This is a genomic window from Gimesia chilikensis (genome assembly GCF_007744075.1).
GTDB lineage: Bacteria > Planctomycetota > Planctomycetia > Planctomycetales > Planctomycetaceae > Gimesia > Gimesia chilikensis_A.
The window spans coordinates 7,230,484-7,248,691 of the sequence record NZ_CP036266.1 but is presented as its reverse complement, the minus strand read 5'-3'; the positions used below and the strand labels follow the sequence as shown (position 1 = coordinate 7,248,691).

The 18,208-nt window shown below is 51.4% G+C and carries 17 protein-coding genes; 5 read left to right on the top strand and 12 right to left on the bottom strand.

Features of this window, described 5'->3' with window-relative positions:
• Nucleotides 1–195 precede the first annotated feature (195 nt).
• From HG66A1_RS27325 to HG66A1_RS27315, 3 genes are all read right to left on the bottom strand, one after another.
• The gene (locus HG66A1_RS27325; RefSeq protein ID WP_145191775.1) at nt 196–2,097 is read right to left on the bottom strand and encodes a transglutaminase-like domain-containing protein; all 1,902 of its coding nucleotides are present in this window, start codon (nt 2,095–2,097) and stop codon (nt 196–198) included.
• A gap of 259 nt (nt 2,098–2,356) precedes the next feature.
• A complete protein-coding gene (locus HG66A1_RS27320) occupies nt 2,357–2,596 on the bottom strand; it encodes a hypothetical protein (protein WP_187781869.1) in 240 nt (79 codons plus the stop codon).
• A 556-nt stretch (nt 2,597–3,152) separates the two neighbouring features.
• Nucleotides 3,153–3,974, bottom strand: coding sequence for a sugar phosphate isomerase/epimerase family protein (locus HG66A1_RS27315; RefSeq protein ID WP_145044386.1), 822 nt, complete (start codon nt 3,972–3,974; stop codon nt 3,153–3,155).
• A gap of 378 nt (nt 3,975–4,352) precedes the next feature.
• Here HG66A1_RS27315 and HG66A1_RS27310 point away from each other — a divergent pair, with 378 nt between their 5' ends.
• From HG66A1_RS27310 to HG66A1_RS27300, 3 genes are all read left to right on the top strand, one after another.
• Nucleotides 4,353–5,732, top strand: coding sequence for a hypothetical protein (locus HG66A1_RS27310; RefSeq protein WP_145191772.1), 1,380 nt, complete (start codon nt 4,353–4,355; stop codon nt 5,730–5,732).
• A gap of 205 nt (nt 5,733–5,937) precedes the next feature.
• Nucleotides 5,938–6,207: a hypothetical protein gene (locus tag HG66A1_RS27305; RefSeq protein ID WP_145191770.1), complete on the top strand. Its 270-nt coding sequence runs from the start codon at nt 5,938–5,940 to the stop codon at nt 6,205–6,207.
• A gap of 272 nt (nt 6,208–6,479) precedes the next feature.
• On the top strand, nt 6,480–6,998 hold the full coding sequence (locus tag HG66A1_RS27300; RefSeq protein ID WP_145191767.1) for a hypothetical protein: 519 nt from the start codon (nt 6,480–6,482) through the stop codon (nt 6,996–6,998).
• Between the two features lie 99 nt (nt 6,999–7,097).
• On the opposite strand, the gene HG66A1_RS32235 is transcribed toward HG66A1_RS27300, so the two are convergent.
• The 4 genes from HG66A1_RS32235 to HG66A1_RS27285 form a co-directional block, all read right to left on the bottom strand.
• Nucleotides 7,098–7,268 carry a hypothetical protein gene (locus HG66A1_RS32235; protein ID WP_197996841.1) on the bottom strand — a complete coding sequence of 57 codons (171 nt, stop codon included), beginning with the start codon at nt 7,266–7,268 and terminating at the stop codon, nt 7,098–7,100.
• A gap of 37 nt (nt 7,269–7,305) precedes the next feature.
• The gene (locus tag HG66A1_RS27295; RefSeq protein ID WP_145191763.1) at nt 7,306–8,343 is read right to left on the bottom strand and encodes a DUF1559 domain-containing protein; all 1,038 of its coding nucleotides are present in this window, start codon (nt 8,341–8,343) and stop codon (nt 7,306–7,308) included.
• A gap of 127 nt (nt 8,344–8,470) precedes the next feature.
• Nucleotides 8,471–9,838, bottom strand: coding sequence for a FecR domain-containing protein (locus HG66A1_RS27290; RefSeq protein ID WP_145191759.1), 1,368 nt, complete (start codon nt 9,836–9,838; stop codon nt 8,471–8,473).
• A complete protein-coding gene (locus tag HG66A1_RS27285; RefSeq protein WP_145191754.1) occupies nt 9,838–10,365 on the bottom strand; it encodes a sigma-70 family RNA polymerase sigma factor in 528 nt (175 codons plus the stop codon). Before HG66A1_RS27285 ends, HG66A1_RS27290 begins: the two co-directional genes overlap by 1 nt.
• 391 nt (nt 10,366–10,756) lie before the next feature.
• Here HG66A1_RS27285 and HG66A1_RS27280 point away from each other — a divergent pair, with 391 nt between their 5' ends.
• Nucleotides 10,757–11,569: a methyltransferase domain-containing protein gene (locus HG66A1_RS27280; RefSeq protein WP_197996840.1), complete on the top strand. Its 813-nt coding sequence runs from the start codon at nt 10,757–10,759 to the stop codon at nt 11,567–11,569.
• Nucleotides 11,570–11,591: 22 nt separating this feature from the next.
• On the opposite strand, the gene HG66A1_RS27275 is transcribed toward HG66A1_RS27280, so the two are convergent.
• From HG66A1_RS27275 to HG66A1_RS27255, 5 genes are all read right to left on the bottom strand, one after another.
• Nucleotides 11,592–12,200, bottom strand: coding sequence for an HAD family hydrolase (locus HG66A1_RS27275; protein ID WP_197996839.1), 609 nt, complete (start codon nt 12,198–12,200; stop codon nt 11,592–11,594).
• An 11-nt stretch (nt 12,201–12,211) separates the two neighbouring features.
• On the bottom strand, nt 12,212–13,273 hold the full coding sequence (locus HG66A1_RS27270) for a BPSS1187 family protein (RefSeq protein WP_232102060.1): 1,062 nt from the start codon (nt 13,271–13,273) through the stop codon (nt 12,212–12,214).
• A gap of 217 nt (nt 13,274–13,490) precedes the next feature.
• Nucleotides 13,491–15,023 (bottom strand): hypothetical protein, encoded by a 1,533-nt coding sequence (locus tag HG66A1_RS27265; RefSeq protein ID WP_145191746.1) that lies wholly within the window; start codon nt 15,021–15,023, stop codon nt 13,491–13,493.
• A 446-nt stretch (nt 15,024–15,469) separates the two neighbouring features.
• Nucleotides 15,470–16,024, bottom strand: a complete 555-nt coding sequence (locus HG66A1_RS27260; protein ID WP_145191743.1) for a PspA/IM30 family protein — start codon at nt 16,022–16,024, stop codon at nt 15,470–15,472.
• 119 nt (nt 16,025–16,143) lie between these two features.
• Complete coding sequence (locus tag HG66A1_RS27255; RefSeq protein WP_145044372.1) at nt 16,144–16,731, bottom strand: RNA polymerase sigma factor; 588 nt, start codon at nt 16,729–16,731, stop codon at nt 16,144–16,146.
• A gap of 228 nt (nt 16,732–16,959) precedes the next feature.
• Here HG66A1_RS27255 and HG66A1_RS27250 point away from each other — a divergent pair, with 228 nt between their 5' ends.
• Entirely contained in the window at nt 16,960–18,201 is a 1,242-nt protein-coding gene (locus HG66A1_RS27250; protein ID WP_197996838.1) for a lactate racemase domain-containing protein, read from the top strand.
• Nucleotides 18,202–18,208: the final 7 nt, after the last annotated feature.

The window sequence follows — 18,208 nt, the reverse complement described above, 5'->3', positions numbered from 1 at the left end:
GGCTTTCCCAGCTTTGGATATCTCCAGAGTCGAAAGCCTCCCCTCTCCTACTCTCTATTTTAACAGGTTGCCCATGAGAGAATAGGCTCATTGTGACGGACTGACACCATTTCTGGATTCCATGTTCAGAAAGTCATTGACTTTTCCTGGCACTTTTCTAATCACGAACAGATCAATAAATACTTGTGTGTATGTTCAGGACGGCTTTTTCATGAGCACAACATCCAGAGCATCCGCGCGGGTACACTGTTCCCAGTATTGCTTGAAATCCAGATACTGCTCCTCACGGACGATGCCTCCCAAATGGTCTACCTGGCGGTGGCAGATCAGGTGAGAATCTTCCTCATAGATGGAAGTTTCGTAGCGGCCCCATTCGCATTCAAATCGTTGTTGGTAAGGCAATCCGTAACCGTGATAACCAGGGGGGAGTTCGATTCTGTGCTGGTCGGAGAAGCGGATTGGCCAGGGGGCTTGCAGGGCTGAGTTGCGTTTCTGCACGTTGACGAGAGCCACCGTGTGCATCGCCCCGATCCAGGGAACCCGGAACAGAATGATGTCTTCAATTTTGCGCGCCCATTGATCGAGTGTCATTTTGCAGGAGTAGGTGACGGGCTGCGAGAGATCTGTCAGGTTGTGAAACAGAGGAGCATCGATGCGGGCTCCCGTCAGAGAAGACGCGAGTTCCCGTTCCAGAGTCAGGCTCTGGTATTCTTCGTTGCGGTTGATGTAGCGAAGACGAAATTCCATGGCGGTGTCACCTGTCGTTGAGACATTGGTGCCGAACTCGTAGCTGCAGTCTTCGGACAGTTTCCCCTCGCATTGCCGATGTACCTGATGAGTTTCCGGACCGCCGCAGGAAATGGTGGTCAGTTCTCCCGCTGGAAGATTTAACAACAGTGCCTGCATACCCTGATCATTATAAGGCAGATCTTTGAAAGTCATCGGGCCGCCAGCCGGATCGAGCCAGAGTCTGACTCCCTGCTCATCGGTAACGCAGACAATCGCATGATCGAAGCGAGCTCCAGGCAGAAAAGGGATTGTTCCATTCGCGCGTGTCAGCAGAACTGCGACCTCGGCTTCAATTCCCTGGTGCCTGAGCAGGGAGACGAGTAACGATGATTTGTCTTTGCAGTCTCCGCGCATATCCTCCAGCATCGAACCGACCTCCCTGGTTTTTTCCAAAGCCAGTTCGTTGGGATGTCTGCCATAGCGGACATCGTCAGAGGCATACTCATAAAGGGCGTAAATTTTATCCTCAGTCGTTTCTGATTCGCGCGTCAGATCCTCCGACAGTTTTTGAATCTGTACCGGGATTTTGGATGGCGGCTCGAGGTCCTGCCGATAGAACTTCGCGATCGGTTCCCAGTTAGTCAGTGTGGTAAAGTCGACCCAGGGTATGACGTCTCGCGGGTGAGGAGTGGCGTCGTCAGTTTCATAGCCAGGTAACGCCTGCAGATCCCATTGATAGACCTGATAGGTTCCCTGTTTCCAGGAACGCGGTTCCTGGTTCGTCTGATGTAATTCATACTGCAGTTCGAAGGGTTCCGCGACGGCAATCGTGCAGCGCAGTCTTTGACAGGGAATCGAATACCGCAGGTACTCCTGGCCCCACATACAGGCTGAGATCCGGTCTGGGGTGAAGAAGTCCTGTTGCTCTTCCAACTCGACAGTTACCCCGGGACGCAGGGGATAAAATTGAACGGCGATCTGTCCGTACGGTTGAACCACCCTGCGGGCTTTTCTCTGACTGCCATCGGGCAGGTATACTTTGGCGGTCTGAATTTTATGCAGCGCTGTCTGGCGATCATAAAAACGAAAGATTTCGTCCCATTGAGACAACGACTCGTTGGCGTGCAGGCTGGCGATGTGATGCGCTCTGCGGGTGATGGTTCCATCACGATGTAGAACGGCGGCCAGGTCTGAGAGTAAGATGACCTCACCCCAGTGTTGGAGTTCGCCATCAATGGCTGAATCAGGAATGATATCCGCATACGAAATACGGGGAGCAAATGGCAGGACGTTGCGCGCCAGTTTAAACCGGGTCCGCCATAATTTGCGCCTGGGTTTGACAGGGGTCACGTTGGGGGAGCTGTTCAATGCCGGCTTGCTTTCAGACTGCAGAATTGGGGCAAACGTTCTGGCTAACTATTGTAACGTTAACTGCAGGCAGTGAAACAGCATATATGATGCAATAATATACAAATTGATACTTTGTGTGTGGGTATGAATCCAGGCGAGATTTTGCTGAGAAAGAGGCGTGAAATACTCAGGGGGGGAAATAGAAGAAGCGATCGAAAAAAACGATCGCTTCTTACTCGTTATGGCTTGTTGTTTCCAGCAGCTAAGTGCAGAAGAATTACTTCTTCTTTTTAGCGGCTTTTTTCTTTGGAGCAGCTTTCTTAACTGCTTTTTTCTTTGCAGCTGCCTTTTTCTTTGGGGCGGCTTTCTTTTTAGCAGCAGCTTTTTTCTTTGGAGCAGCTTTCTTCTTAGGAGCAGCTTTCTTCACTGCTTTCTTTTTAGGGGCTGCTTTTTTCTTTGGTGCAGCTTTCTTTACTGCTTTCTTAGGTGCTGCTTTCTTTGCCTTTTTCTTTGCCACCGCAAATCCTCCTTTGAGAGTTAAACGAGGGCTGCCTTGCCGCTGGCTCCGGGCTATAAGTCGGCAAAGGTCTGCCACAACGAATAAGAAGTGAGTCTGTCAACCTTGACAAACTCCGATGTTCATCCCCTTTATTGGTGTGTGTAAATTCAATCAAAACACATTTTTAATTGACACTCATTACGCACTAAGGACTTACATCTAATTATTGGGCATCATCGTAAATATTTCGTAAAATTCTGCAAGCCAATTCTGATATGAAAAGCCTTTTTCCAGCTTGTTGTAAACTGCGATGTGCTTAGCGTTTAAAAACGAAACGCTGAAAATTAGAAACGGGATGAACCGTGTTTTTCAGTTATGATATAAAACAAGAGATCGATTTCGCTCTATTATTATAGGCTGAAACCGATCTCTTCTGTTTTTTGTTTCTCAGTTGACATGCTTAAACTGCATGTTTATAGAGTCTCGTTTGTCTGGCAAAACAACGCGAAAAAAGGGCCGGAAATATTTTCACGTTTTCAAAAAAATTTTTGCCCGATCGCTTGTTTTGAGTCTCTCAGACGCTTTCCCAGACCTCTTTCATGTAACGAAAACTTTCGCGCGCGATGTGTTCGCTGCCCGGTTTGTAGTCGAACACTTCAACTGAAATCCATCCCGGGTACTTCGTTTCTTTCAGCGCTTTGAAGATCGGATGGTAGTCGGTCTCTCCCATTCCAGGTCCGAGCAGGTTGGTGTCATTCACATGGAAGTGACCCGTCCGCGAAGCGTACTTGTGAATCAGTTCCGGAATCGATTCTGTTTCTGCGCCAGCCATGGCTTTGACATCCTGATGCAGAACAAAGTTGTCCGCGCCAACCATGTCGATTAACTCGATGGCTTCCGCGCAGGTATTCACGAAATCCGTTTCTTTGGTTGTCAGCGGTTCCATGCAGATGCGAACTCCGCGTTCGCCGATCGCCGGCAGACAGTTGCGGAAAACTTCCGCTGCATTCTGATAAGCCTGTTCGCGCGACATGCCTTCTTCGATGTTGCGCTGGAATGGAGAACCAAAGACCATCAGGTCTCCGCCCAGATCGGCACAAAGGTTCCCTAACTCAACCAGGTAAGCGGCAGTATTTTTGCGAACTTCGGAGTCAGCAGTGGTCAGATGCAGACCTTCGGTTTTTGCCAGAAGCCAGTGCAGTCCAAAGATTTGGAGCCCGCGGTCCTCAGCTGTTTTCTTGAGGGAGGCCCGCTCTTCTTGAGTAATTTTCGATGGATGATCGGCAAAAGCAAAAGGTGCCAGCTCGATGCCCGTATAACCAATCTCCGCGATCAGGTCGCATTGTTTTTCCCACTCCCAGTCGACAAACATTTCCTGACAAATGGCAAACTTCATGTAAATCTCTCACTTTATCTGTTGAACTAATGATGAAACGACGCGTCCGGTCTGTTGAGGATAACAGGCTGTCTCGCATTCATCGAGTCTATAAAGACTCTCTTCGATCACTTTTAAAGATTGTCAGGAGAAGATTTAGGTCATTTATTCTGCCAGGGATCCTTGCCTGAGAGTCACTGAAGGGATGTAACGTATCGTGATGGGTATCGATTGTAGTGATCGAATGGTTTATCGTGACTCAGTAGAAGAGGTTGTGCAGTAAGTTGCGGAGAAATGGCGGTCTCAGTGAAGGGGGGCTGTTTCAGTTGACGAAGTAGATTCTAACTGTTTCCAGATTTCAATTTTGTTTGCTGAAATTACAAATAGAGGAATAGACCAATGAAACACGCAACCTGGATTCCCCTTCTGGCGGCCGCTTTGATTATGGCCTGCTTTGGGGAGCAAGCCCAGGCAGGTTACCTGGGAGCAGGCAGATATAAGTGTTGTCCTACAGAAGCATGTACTTCTTGTGGTGATTACTGTGCTGCCAAAGAGTGCTCAAGTACCTGCTACAAAACCGTCACTGAAACCGTTTGGGAAAAGCAGAACTATACCTGTCAGAAGACAGTCTACGATACGATCTGCGAAAAAGTTCCCGTTCAATACACTAAGAATGTTTACAAGACCTGCTACCGTGATGAATGCTACACGGTCTGCAAACCGGTCTACAACACCTGTTACCGGGATGTCTGCTACAAAGTCTGCCGTCCCGTTTACAAGACCTGCTATCGCACTGTGACCTGCAAACGCCGTCGCCCGGTATACAATACCTGCTACCGTGACGTCTGCTACACAGTCTGCAAGCCGGTTTACAACACCTGTTACCGGGATGTCTGCTACACCGTCAGACGTCCGATCTGCGAGACTCACTACCGTGAAGTCTGCAGCACGATCTACAAAACCAATTACAAGACCTGCTACCGCGATGTCTGTCGCACTGTTTGCAAGCCTGTCCACACCTGGCACGACGTTGAAGTCTGCTGTGGTGAATGGAAGACGGTTACCGAACACTGCCCCGGTCCGGTTGTAGAAAAATGTGTCTGTGAACCAGGAACCTGGGAATACGACTGCAGCTCATGCTGCCCTGTCTACAAACCCGGTTGCTGCAAAACAGTGAAAGTACAGTGTCCCGGCACTACCATCTGCCGACGCATCTGGTGCCCCAAGACGGTCACCAAGAAAGTCTGCTGCACAACTTACAAACGCGAATGTGTAACCGAGCGGGTTCCTTACACCGTATGTGAGCGAGTTCCCTGCTGCGTTACCCGTAAGGTACCTTACACCTGCGTGCGTTACGAGTGCGAAACACGGACCAAGAAGGTTCCTTACACAACCTGCGAAATGGTACGTGAATGCCGGACACGCAAAGTGCCTTACACCACCTGCTGCTGGAAGGAAGAATGCGTAACGAAACAGGTTCCTTACACCACTTGCACCATGGTTGAAGAGTGTCGGACCCGCAAGGTTCCTTACACAACCTGCACCTATGAGCAAAAAACCTGTACTCGCAAAGTTCCTTACACAACCTGTGAGCAGGTCTGCTGCACACGGTATGTTACCCGAACCAAATGTGTTCCGCGTACCGTCTGTGTAACCAAGACACGTTGTGTACCGCGACAGGTCTGTCGTAAAGTGCCCGTCTGCTGCCCGCAGCCAACCTGTACGGCTCCGGCACCCAAGACCTGCACTGCACCAGAGCCGAAGACTTGTAGCAACTAGAAAACGAGACGCCAGAAGAATTTTCAGCAACTGAAAATGGAAACTGCGAGAGGGCGGTTGATCTCAGATCAGCCGCCCTTTTTTGTTGTAGACCTCGCCAGGCATGGAAGTAGACTTCGAGTGTAATCGTTGGAGATGAATGACATGGTAACTGTGAACCACAAGCAGGTCAGCATTATTAATTAAAGACTGACTTGACCCACGAATGTTCTATGCCAGTCTGGTTCGCTATGCGAGTCTGCAGATGCTGTGTCTGGCTGGCGAGTCCGCCGTTGATCGTGACCGTCGGCTGGAAATTCGCCAGAAGCGTTCCACTGAAGCTGTATCTGCTACCGGCAGCGCTCGTGATCTGTGGTGTGCTGGAATCGCGGTTTTACGACTGCCTGAATTATTAACAGAATTAAGCCTGGAACGACTACAGCAAGCCAAAGAGGAAACGGATGTCCTGAGACTCAGTCAATTCCACAGGTATTAAATGCCTGGGTACACTCAGCCAGAGATGTAGTCGTGCATCCTGTATTTCTGATTTCACTTTTCACTACGATTGTCTTCAATCGACTGAACCAGAGACGGTCCTGGCAGCGTTCGATTATCAGGTGGATGTTGCTCAAGGTCATGCTGATCGTTTATCTGAAATTGCCATCGCAGGTTTTAACCTGTCTGATCGCGCTCCCTTTGTGCATTACCCTGCTGTTGAATCAGACCGGTTGGACTTAGTCTCATAAGACACAACCACGTTCACTGAATATGCTGTTTAAAACCGGAGTCGTCGTTCTGCTGCTGGGATGTGCGCTGCTGGTCTGGGACCAGAAACGGTGGTCAGATCAGATTGTCTCTAAGAACGCCGGTTTCAAGCAGAATCTGGCAGAGAAGACTCAGCGCTGGCCGGAGAAGGTGTTTCTCAGTATGTGGATGCTTCCCATCGATTGTTTTCTGCCCTATGACAATCAATCCGAAATCAGGGAACTCAAGTTTCTGTTCCTGAACGGACTGCAGCAATCTCCCCATTTTCTAAATAAGCTGCGCGCGTATGAGATTGAGTCACCGATGGATGAATTACTCGATTCAGATCGTCTGCTCTTGATCACCCGTGAGAAACAGGTTCCCTTGCTCACTTCGTATCTGAAACAGCATTACAAAGGAGCAATGCGATTGAATCTGAAATATCGGGGCGAGGGTTTCCTGGTGTTGCAGTTATCCCGAGAGAAAAAGCAACCCGAATCTCAAGAACAGGCTCCGCCACAGGAAACTGCTCCAGGTAGTTGACCTGTCTCTGATACGAAGCAGGCAGGGATCTCAATCGAAAAAAAAGTCGCCCGCCAGATTTTATATCAGACAGGCGTCTTGAGTATTCTGCAACAGTGATCAGCTAATCTGACCGGGCAGGCACTGTTCCAGAAGTGTGGTGTCCCCTGGTGCGGGGGTCGTTTCTTTCGGAGCATCAGCAGGGCCACTGTCATCACCGCAACCGGTAGTCAGGCCGGCAGCGCAGAGCAGGGTAAGGCTGAGTAGGAGTTGTTTCCAGGTGTGATTCATATGGCTATCCTTTCTGTTTGTTGTGTTGAGTAGAGGATTAAAACTCTCCAATGGTTTCCGATCCACTCATGGTTCCCAATGCGCCCCAGACACCGTAGGGGCTGGGACCGGTCGTCACCTGTGGATCAGAGGGGAAACCGGAATCGATATTTTCACTGACAAAGCGTACCGCACCATCTCCCATCAACACGTGGCAGCCACCTGTGTGCAGGCTACTGGCAGAATAGATGCCCCATCCCTGGTGTCCGCTTGAAGAGCAGGAAGGACTGTTCGGCGGAAGTACCGTGGTGATCCCGGAGTAAAACGGATATCCGATGGCCCAGCGCTGACCCATCCGATGACCGTCCATGGTGACGTTATAGGTGTTGCCTGAAATCGTACTCAGGCAGGCTGCGGGGTTCGTGTCCAGGTTGGAGATGGAAGCGGCAGCACGCCCCAGAAAGGATCCGGTGCCTCCCAGTTCTCGTTCTGCCATCAGAATGGTATTGCTGGTCCCATCCAGAAAATCACGCATCCGGGTGTCTGAGAGCCAGCCGAAAGGTCCGCGGGGATTCTTGGATGAGATGTTGTCATTGATGGTGTCCCCTACGCTCAAGCAGTAGCTGCGAGGTGCCAGCCCACCTTCTGCACGTGGTGGCACCGGTGAGGAGGGGCAGAGCATGAGAGCCAGATGAGGTTGGGGGAATGAATTGGGATCATTCGGTCGGCCTCCCTGACCGGGTAGACTCGAGATCTGGTTCCACAGAGGTGCCTGGTCGAGGAAGGGAAGCAGAAAGACAATGCCACTCATCCAGCTGCGGTTGCCCGTTCCGGTGTCTAACAGCCCTGCACCGGATACATCTCCCCCTGCGCCTCCCTTCAGGCAGGGCAGCACACCATGCGTGTCGGCATAGTTGTGCATCGCCAGACCGAACTGTTTGAGATTGTTTTTGCATTGCGAGCGTCGCGCCGCTTCGCGAGCCTGTTGAACTGCAGGCAGGAGTAAGGCAATTAAAATGGCGATAATCGCGATTACAACGAGTAACTCAATTAATGTGAAGCCTCGAACGTATTTAGCAGAACGATCAGGTTTCATAAAAAACTCCTTTAAATAATGAAGCAGATAACAACTCGGTATGGCAATTCACAGTCTCAGCTCACTGGTGAAAATATGGATATAGCCGACCCGGGATGACTTTGAAAACAAGCGCATTGCGCAGGGGCTAGGGGGCTGCAACCAGCACCCTGAATTCATCGATGTAGTTTGTACCTGTGAATAGTTTGAAGTTGAGCGTTTTGCGGTCTTCGGAGAGTGTAATGATGTCCTGGCGGCTGCCATCCTCTGATACTCGGGTTTCGATTTCCTGGTGTTTAATCTGAGGACAGTTACCTCCCTGGCAAAGGGGATTGAGAATGTGGTCGGTTTCCAGCAGCCGGTTTCTGGTGGTAATCATTCCCAACACAGGCTGATGAAAGTGAATCGTGCCTTCTACCGGCAGCATTTCATTCTTGTTGCTGGCTGGATCGTAATAGAGTCGGTAGCAGTCGACTTTCATTCCCCGTGGGATGAAATCGGTATCCGTTTCTATCTGCTCGTAGGACCAGTAGCTGCCAGGCTGGCTGATGGAGACATTGAGGTTATTGTAGAGCTGGATCTCTCTCAGTTCGGGAAAGAGAAAGACCGTGCCATCTCGTTCAAGAAGCTGAAACTCTCCCCGGGCGATCTGATCCGGAAACTGTTCCTGAAACACAACATTTTCGCTGAAACTGCCTACGCTGTAATCGCGGGCAATCAGTGGGATGAAATCGCTGCTGGTATAGTCTCGGGGCAGGATTGACCTGGATATGGAGTCGATCTCCACCGCCTGGTTGGCTGACAGGTCGAGCGGAGTTTGCGAATCTGTTGTACCAGCGACCTGGACTTTACCCCGATAGACTTTGACTTCCGTGTTTCGGTCCGCCTCTACGTTTACGGAAAAAGATGTGCCAAGATCCACAATCTGACCGGACTGTGTTTCCACGGTAAAGCCATGTCCTGTTTCAGGGATGTCGGCAACCAGCTTTCCCGCTTCCAGAAAGACCGCATTCGATCCCTGGATTGTAAACAGCGCTGGTGCCTGCAGGTTAATGATCGATCCGGAAGTGAAGCGAATTTCAATGGCACCATTCGATAGCTGTCTGCGCGAACCTGAAAGCAGCGTTTCCTCATCTGCGATCAAACCGGATTCCCAGTGGCTGTCAGCGGTTGGATAAACGTGAGCGACGGGAGTTGTCAGATACATGAAAAACAGTCCGCCGATCGCCAGGCAGATACAGCATGAGATATAGAGAATCAGATTCCAGTTACGCGCTCTGGCATGATAGGAGGCCGGAATATGAGTCATTTCTCGTGGTGAGACTGAGTCGGTGCAGACCCATTCCAGCTGAGTCTGCAGGATCGAAAACTGAGCGAAAAAGACTCTTGCATCCGGGTCCGTTTTCAGTCGCGTCTGCAACTGCTGCAGTTCGGACTCATCCAGTCGCTGATCGAAATACAAAGCGACCAGCCGAGGCAGGGGGTCTTCCCAGTTTGAAGTGTTTTCAGAGATCATCAGATGCGGGGCCTTGCAGAGAGTGTTTTCTGGATGCAATCCTGAAGCCGCAAGCGTATCCGCAAGAGCATGACGCTGATCGCTTTTTCCGATTTTCCCCAGTAGTCAGCAATTTGTTTGAGAGGCATGAATTGCCCGTAGCGTTGTTGCATCATGGTCTGTTTGTCAGCAGGGAGGTGGTTGATACAAGATTTGAGGGCTTCGATCTGCTCGTTATATAGATCGGGCAGGCTGTCGATGGTCTCGGACATGCTGTTGAGTAACTCGTCGTCGAACAGCAGGCGGTTACGGTGTTTGTCGCGCCAGTATGACTGGATCTTGTAAAAAGCAACTTTGCGAGACCAGGCCAGGAAATTACTGTCCGTGGTGAAGGTGTCCCGTTTTTCGAGCAGACATTGATTGATGTCCTGCAGTAAATCTCGGGCGTCAGTAGTATTACCTACCAGGGAAAGTACGTAGGCGTGTAAGGGTCCCTGATGCTGTAACAGCAGCTGAAAGAACTCATTGTTAACGATAACTTCATTCATCAGTAGGCCTGTATATGATCTACTTCAGTGTCTCAAATCCAATGGAGAGGGCCCCTTCTAACTACATTCCAGATGAAGCAGGCAGACTACATGGTTTTTTCTGATTTTCTGAATAAATTCAGAGTATTCTGATTCTCAGTCGTCATGATCGTAAGTGGCGCGTACCGGGAATTTGATGTAAGTAACAGGCTGGTGGGAATTAACCGTTTGCTCTTCTGGTTTTTACTATAGAAGTTTCCCTGTGAGTCATCTTTGGGCACGGATCTCACCCTCTTCTCAAAAAGAAGGTAGTCGCTGACGACAATTTGCGTTACTTCAGCAGAAGTCGCAGAGCGTCGTGCTGTTGATAAGCATACATTTCAATCTATTCAACAAAGGAATGGACACAAGGATGACTGAGACTCCACATTATGCGATTCGAGGTGGTCTGCCTGGTCGGGAACGGTTACGTGTTCTGTCACGTGTCATGTTGGAGAGCACTTCCTCGTTTTTGAACCGGTTGGAACTGGTTGATGGTCAGAACTGTCTGGATGTGGGTTGCGGCGGAGGAGACGTGACGCGCGAACTGGCCCGCCGCATTGCTCCCGCGGGCAGGGCTGTCGGCATTGATCTTGATGCCACCAAACTCTCCGTCGCGCAAGAGGAAGCTCGTGACCTGGGTTTATCCAACCTGGAATATCGTCGGGTCGATGTGCGGGATGCAGCAGGCCCGCCGGAATATGATGTCGTTTATTCCCGTTTTGTACTGACTCATCTCAGCAATCCGGAAGCGGTTCTCAGCTCTTTTCTAAAGCAGTTACGTCCGGGAGGAATCCTGGCGCTGGAGGACATCGACTTCAGTGGTTCATTTGCCTGGCCGGAAGCTGGTGCGTTTCGCAGGTTCTATGAACTGTATTGCACCGTCGTTCAGAACCGGGGCGGTGATCCGCATATCGGACAGCGCTTGCCTGTGCTCGTGAAAGATGCTGGACTGGAATCGATTCACGTTTCAGTCGTGCAACCCACGGGACTGACTGGTGAGGTCAAACTGCTCAATGGTTTGACGATGGAAAACATTGCCGACACGGTTCTGGCAGACGGACTGGCTTCCACAGAGGAAATTGACCAGATCGTGGATGAACTCAATGTATTTGCCGCAGACGAGCGAACCGTCACCGGCTTACCCCGCATTGTGCAGGTCTGGGGACGTTTACCTCAGGGGTGAGCTGCGTGTCGGGCCGATCCAGTCAGACAAAATCGAACAGTGATTCCAAACCAGAGATCACAGCCGATGCTGAACTGCCTTCACCCGAACGCACGAGATGAATGCCTTTGATGCCTGCTGTCGCTGGTCCGACAACATCCGAAGCATAGCTGTCGCCAACCATCAGTATTTCTTCAGGGGCTAAATTCAGTTGCTGGATGGCCCGTTGATAAATCGCAGGATCAGGTTTCGCGAGACCACATTCACACGAGAAGAGAATAACATCGAAGTGAGTGCGAAGATTATGCGAATCGAAGGGGCGGATGTAAGGCGTGGCTAAATTGGAGATGACCGCAATTTTCACCTGCCGACTTTGAAGCTTTTCTAATGCAGATCGCACATCCGGAAAGAGCCTCACCTTGAGCAGGTCATCAGCAAGGATCTGTTCCAGTCGCTCCAGGTTGAGCTGTGTCTTCAACCGGAGCAGACTGGCATAAGAATCCAGAGTGGGGCAGTCATTGACCAGTGCTTTGTGAATGGCTGCCTGAACACTCAGCGAGGTACAGTGTTTCGCCACTTGTAAAAATGGTCTGTGATCCTGCGTGAGTTCCAGCAGAGTCCCATACAGATCAAAAATAACGGCCTTAATCACGGTTTCAGCTCTCAGCTGTCTCGCTGGTTTTTCTCGCATCCCGGATCCAATGGAACCGGCTTACCAACTTTGTCGACCGGATGCGTAAACAGGTACAGCCAGACCGCTTCATGGATATACTGGCCTTTCGCATTTTTACCAGCACTGCCACCAGGGACGACGGAAGAATGGGCACGGCGGGTATTGTTTTTGACATCGAAGTCGGTAATCAGCCGCCGTGTATTTTCATAAGGAGGTTTCGACTGATCGACGTTGACAATCGGCCCGTATTCATTGAGACCAATCAGCTCCCAGGAACGACAGTAATGGTCGCCGGTCCAACCGCCGTCCAGCACATGGGAAAATCCAAAGTAGCGGTTTGTCGGAGTTGCTGAAGGGAGGGACTGCCAGTTCTGATACTGATCGCGGGGGCCACAGAACATCACAACCCGGCTCACCTTTTGATGCTTGGCAAAACGGGCAGCGGTGGTCGAACCATGCGAACTGCCCGCCATGATCACATCATCCCAGCGCAGATCGTTGCCGTCGGGAGTCAGGTAATAGTCCCACTTTCCCTGGGGATTGTTTTTCGCCAGCCATTTTACGAACTGCAGGGCCCGCTCTTTCATACCATCGGGCTTCGGGATGGAAACCTGATCGCTATAGTCTTCGCCGGTAGCAGCTTCCAGCCTCACATTTCCCCGGCAGGTCTCGCCAACCGGATTCTCGCGACAGACTTTGGAGAACCAGCGGTTTGCATAATGCACCTGAATCGCGTGAAAACCTAATTTAGAGAGTCCGTCAAACAGCTGGCTGTTATATCCCATCAGCCAGATGACCAGTTTGCCGCGTGGCTTTTTCCGTGTATCGACCACGGCGTGTTCCAGATCCTGAACTTTTCCCTTTGCTTCGAAGACGTAGTCGATCTCCGGATGTTCTTTGGCGCGGGGGTCGATTTCACTGGCCCGTGCGGTGAGCTTGTATTCCTGCGGTCGTCGATCGCGATATGTTAACTGACGTTCCTGCGCCAGGGCAGGGGAGACGGAGAATTGAGCGAGGAGAACAAAGACGAGCAGCGATTTGCAGTTCAGCATAAAGACACCAGATAGTATTGAAAACGAAAGAGGCGATTTGAAACTTACCAGATCTGATTATATCGATCTGCCTGACCTGATTCCCACCCAGACCGGATTGATCTCCTGAGAAGGGGGAAGTTTTTCATCTTTGCAGCTTCAACTGCGCATAAAAACAGACCGCAGGGTAACTGTGTCCTGCGGTCTGTGTAAGTATGTCACATGTCTGATTGCGAGCTTAGAACAAGCCGCCGAAAGTATCCAGCAGAGTCGAGCTGAATGTGGACGGATCGTCGTAGTGCCACATCGTGCGAACCAGATCATACATCATGACGCCGCACAGACACATCAGCACTGTTGAGAAGCCCAGGGCGACGAAGGTGCCAACCCCCCACTCCGGTTCGGGAGCGGCCATCGCACCACCACGTCCACCGGCGAAGGAAGCGGGAGCGACAAACTCGGCGTGGCTTTCTCCACTCTGGAATGAATCGTCGAAGTCGTCGTCGTCAGCGTCGTAGATGTCGTCGAAGTCATCATCGTCTTCATCAAAGACATCTGACATGCCGTCGTCGCTGGCGAAGTCGTCGTCTTCATCAAAGATGCCGGATTCACCATCTTCATCGGAGTCCAGAATGACGGATCCAGAAGATCCACCGGCACTGCCTTCATCATCCAGCATCAGTACGCTGGTATCTGCGTTCGAATCATCGGCAGACAGGTCGAAGCTGCTGTCGTCGTCGTCATCCAGCGCGGGAATTTCCATGGTCGCATCTTTGCTCGCGCCGGATGCCATCATGGGATTGGTTTCTTCAGCATCGAACGGCTCCAGCGAGATTCCACTATCGGCTGTAATCGAGATATCGCTGCCTGTATCGTCTTCCAGTGAGATGCCGCTTTCATCATCGGCCAGCGAGAGACCACTGTCATCGTCTCCCCCCAGTGAGATCCCACTTTCATCGGCCGCTTCGAGGGAAATTCCACTGTCCAGCGGGCCGGCCAGCGAGATACCACTGTCCGACGCCAGTGAGATGCCACTGTCTTCGGCCAGGATGGAAGAATCATCGCCTTCATCTGAAACCAGGGCGACATCACTGTCACTGACCAGTTCCAGGCCGTCATTGCCTACCAGAGCAACGTCGCTTTCGCTGCCCATCGGACTGGAGTCATCAGCAACGAGTTTCACATCGCTGTCACTTCCCAGGTCCAGATCCATGAGTTCCTCGTCCTGTTCCGCATCGGCATCAACGAGCTTCACATCACTGTCACTGCTCATGTCAATGCCCGAATCGTCGGTCAGGCGAACATCGCTGTCGGAGTCTTCGCCGACGGCAACCAGTTCGGGCTCGCTGTCGAGTTGCAGGTCATCGCCTTCGTCGACTACTAAACGAACATCGCTGTCAGAGCTGCTTAATTCAACTGGCTCATCATCATCGTCATGGACACTGCCCCGAATCACAGTCGCCTGCTCACCGACTTCATCTTCATCGATTACGCTGTCTGATTCAGCGGAGATTTCTTCTTCATCCAGAATTCCGGAGTCGAACAGGTCGTCGTCTTCCAGGTCCGCATCTTCGGTATACAGGGGAATGGCGGGATCCGAATCTGCCTGCCGTGTTCGCCCCAGTTCTTCGATATCTTCCAGACGGAACTTCCATGCACCCCGGTCGGCAAAGCCTCTAATGTCGCCCGCTTCCCGCAGGCGGTTGAGTTCTTCAGTTTCCATGCCCAGCTGCGCTGCTGCTTCTTCGAGGTTCAGGTACTTTTTGGCCATGGTGGCGCGACTCCGACATCAATGATGTAAATTGAGAAATGAAGTTGTGTTATTCGTCATCGGACAATTGTCTCGGGAATTTCAGTCCGATTAAACCTGAAAAACGGTAGACGAATGCCTTGGCGAAGAAGATACGGGTTCGGTGAATAATGCCAGCCGCACCGGTCGCTCCAACCTCATGGCTGATAGTGACGGTTCAAGGCTCAAACCTTCCGAACCCCTTTATTTATCTATTTTTATTCTAAATGAGAACCGGTCCGTTGCAAGTACCTTCTTGCTGATTGGCGGTTTCTTCAGAAACAATTTCTCATTCGAACCATCTGTCCAGATTGAAGGTGGTTCGGTTATCCTAAATCTAACCAGTTTAACTGGTTATGCCGGATTTATGATGCCTGTCGAAATCGAGGAGTTTACCGCGAATCCGGGTCAGCGGACGGGGCCTGTTGTTATTGTCCCAGTTCCCGCTTTAATTCAGCCAGTTCTGAGTCGATCTGCTCGGAGCGGGAGGGAGTGACCGTCGATTCCGGTTCCGGAGCCTCGGCGACTTCCTCGACAGGAGCGTTGCTGATTCCTGCCTGCTGTGTCAGTTCCACCTGCTTACGTCGGGCTTCGGCCAGTCTGGCTTCCAGGGCGTGCAGCGTGGTTGTCAAATGTTCGCGGGTTGCGACTGCTGCCCGGTGCTGCTGTTCCAGGCCGGCTTTGAGATCTTCGATCTCCTGTTTTCGGACCAGGGAGTTGCGGGCTTCCGCTTCATCACCCAGCGCCAGGGCGTTCTTGGCTGCCTCTTTCCATTGAAAGATCTGCTGCTGATGTTCTTCCAGTTCCTGTTGAATCGCCCGTTCGTTGGAGGTCGCAGTTTTCACGCTGCGGTTAGCGCCCGCGAGGCCTTCTTTCATTTCGGCTATGATCTGCTCGATTTCCTGAATGGGATCGTCTGCGTTTTCCAGCAGATGAGTCAGATTACAGGTCACAATATCAGTGAGCCGGCTGAAATAGCTCATTCCCCTCTTCTCCGTACTGTTTCAGTTAATTGATGAAAATGGATGCGATTTCCCAGGCCCGCTCACACCAACGCAATCGGTTGCCGGTGGGTTCATATCTTTTTAAAGTTCGTGATTTCTTAATTTTGTTGCGGGCCAGTGACGCCCATCAGTTTCAGTTTTTCCCGCAGTTTCTCGCGAGCCAGCCGCAGGCGACTTTTGGCCGTGGCCAGGTTTGTTTCCATGACGTCCGCGACCTCATTCAGGGTCAGTTCGGAATAATGGTGCAGTGTGAAGGTCAGTCGCTGGTCTTCAGGAATTGTTCCCAGCAGTTCATCTACAATCAACGCTAATTCCTTGATATTTGCCTTCTCTTCCGGCGAGACGACCTCGCTGGCCAGTCGATTCAGGGAATCATCTTCGTCCTGTTTTTTTCCCGTATATGCTTTGATCAGGGCATCATGCGACTGTCGGCGGATGCTGTCGATCATCAGATTGCGGGCCACTCGATACATCCAGCCCCGGAACCGTCCCTGGGGCAGGTAATCCCACGACTGGTTGTAGACCCGCAGCAGCGTTTCCTGGGACAGGTCTTCAGAGAGCTGGGAGTCGCGGGTGTTCCGGAAAAAAAATCCAATCAGGGGGCCCTGATATTTTTCCACAAGTTCATCGAAGGCGCGCTGGTCACCACTTTGAATTCGAATCATTAATTGATCGTCTTCTGTCATGATGACCTTTCTGGAAAAAACAGGTGCTGTTCAAGAAACTGGTCGGGTTCCTGAACCGCAATCTGCAATGTTATTCTAATATTGTGATCACAATTCCTGTAGAATTCACCTCTAAACCGCTAACATTTCAGTGTGTCACCCGATTTCACTTAAATCAACAACCAGAATCCCTGATTCGACGCGTCATATCGGATCAGCCAGTGTTGTTGCGTCAGTCAGGATCAAGTTGTGTCGCTCACGGATACTGTCAAAATTGAACTGAAATATGGTCAGACTGGGGATTTCCAATGTGAAATCCCGTCCGAAAGAGTCATCTGCTACCATCAGTCGCCCGAACCATTGTCCGATGTGAAGCAGAAAATGCAGCAGGCATTAAACAGCCCGCTGGAACTCCCGCCTCTCAATCTGGCCATTGTACCGGGAGATAAAATTACCATCCTGGTTGATCCGCAGGCACCGGAAGCCGGGACCATCATCGATGCCGTCTGGGCGTATCTTTTAAAATGTGGAATTTCGATCGAAGATCTGACGATTCTGCAGGCCGCCATTGATTCTGAGGGTGGGGCATCGGATCTTCAGAACTCAGTGTCAGATGAGTTGCAGCAACAGGCGAACTGGGTCGTTCACAATCCTGAGTCGCAAGACGACCTCGGATATCTGGGCACGTCGACAGGAGGCGAACGGATTTACCTCTCCCGCCATCTGCTGGAAGCGGATTTCATTCTGCCGATCGAAAAAGTCGGCTACGATCCGCTCATCGGATATGCGGGGGGCGGCAGTTCGCTGTACCCCGGCTTCTCCTCAATGGAAGCGATCGTTAGAAGTCGAGGGCAGTCGCACCGTGAGCTGACTCCCTCCGACAGTCGGCCCCTGCGGCAGTTGATCGATGAAGTGGGCTGGATGCTGGGATTACAATACAGCCTGCAGGTCATTCCTGCCGGCGGTCAACAGGCTGCGGATATTATATTTGGCAGCCTGGAAGCTGCATTTCGAAAAGGCAAGGAACTGCTCGATCGTGTCTGGCGCGTCGAGCCGGAATATAAAGCCGAGATGATCCTGGTTGCGATAGAGAGCGGACCAGCGGGGCACCAGTGGAATCAGCTGGGAAGCGTCCTGGAGACGGCACGCAATCTGGTGACGCAGGATGGTCGCGTTGTGCTACTGACTCAAATCGACGCAGACTTTGGTGAAGGCATGCAGTTGCTGGCCAGTTGTCATGAACCACTGGATGCGATCAAACCACTCCGTGACAAACTGCCATTGGATCTGGTGGCTGCGACCCAACTTGCGCTGGCGGGTGACTGGGCGCTGGTCTGTCTGTTAAGCCAGGCGGACAGCGACCGGGTCGAAGATCTGTTTATCATCCCCCTGGAAGACGAAGCAGAGATCCGCCGCCTGCTGCAGACCGACGAGACAGTCACCGTGATCGCTTCTGCGCAGCATACCTACGGTCAACTCAAGCAGGTCTGAGTGGATT

What these genes read in the sequence shown, in the direction of transcription:
- HG66A1_RS27300 (WP_145191767.1), top strand. Translation starts at nt 6,480, where the DNA reads ATGCTGTTTAAAACCGGAGTCGTCGTTCTGCTGCTGGGATGTGCGCTG.
- HG66A1_RS27295 (WP_145191763.1), bottom strand. Translation starts at nt 8,343, where the DNA reads ATGAAACCTGATCGTTCTGCTAAATACGTTCGAGGCTTCACATTAATT.
- HG66A1_RS27310 (WP_145191772.1), top strand. Translation starts at nt 4,353, where the DNA reads ATGAAACACGCAACCTGGATTCCCCTTCTGGCGGCCGCTTTGATTATG.
- HG66A1_RS27305 (WP_145191770.1), top strand. Translation starts at nt 5,938, where the DNA reads ATGTTCTATGCCAGTCTGGTTCGCTATGCGAGTCTGCAGATGCTGTGT.
- HG66A1_RS27270 (WP_232102060.1), bottom strand. Translation starts at nt 13,273, where the DNA reads ATGCTGAACTGCAAATCGCTGCTCGTCTTTGTTCTCCTCGCTCAATTC.
- HG66A1_RS27315 (WP_145044386.1), bottom strand. Translation starts at nt 3,974, where the DNA reads ATGAAGTTTGCCATTTGTCAGGAAATGTTTGTCGACTGGGAGTGGGAA.
- HG66A1_RS27290 (WP_145191759.1), bottom strand. Translation starts at nt 9,838, where the DNA reads ATGATCTCTGAAAACACTTCAAACTGGGAAGACCCCCTGCCTCGGCTG.
- HG66A1_RS27285 (WP_145191754.1), bottom strand. Translation starts at nt 10,365, where the DNA reads ATGAATGAAGTTATCGTTAACAATGAGTTCTTTCAGCTGCTGTTACAG.
- HG66A1_RS27255 (WP_145044372.1), bottom strand. Translation starts at nt 16,731, where the DNA reads ATGACAGAAGACGATCAATTAATGATTCGAATTCAAAGTGGTGACCAG.
- HG66A1_RS27280 (WP_197996840.1), top strand. Translation starts at nt 10,757, where the DNA reads ATGACTGAGACTCCACATTATGCGATTCGAGGTGGTCTGCCTGGTCGG.
- HG66A1_RS27260 (WP_145191743.1), bottom strand. Translation starts at nt 16,024, where the DNA reads ATGAGCTATTTCAGCCGGCTCACTGATATTGTGACCTGTAATCTGACT.
- HG66A1_RS27265 (WP_145191746.1), bottom strand. Translation starts at nt 15,023, where the DNA reads ATGGCCAAAAAGTACCTGAACCTCGAAGAAGCAGCAGCGCAGCTGGGC.
- HG66A1_RS32235 (WP_197996841.1), bottom strand. Translation starts at nt 7,268, where the DNA reads ATGAATCACACCTGGAAACAACTCCTACTCAGCCTTACCCTGCTCTGC.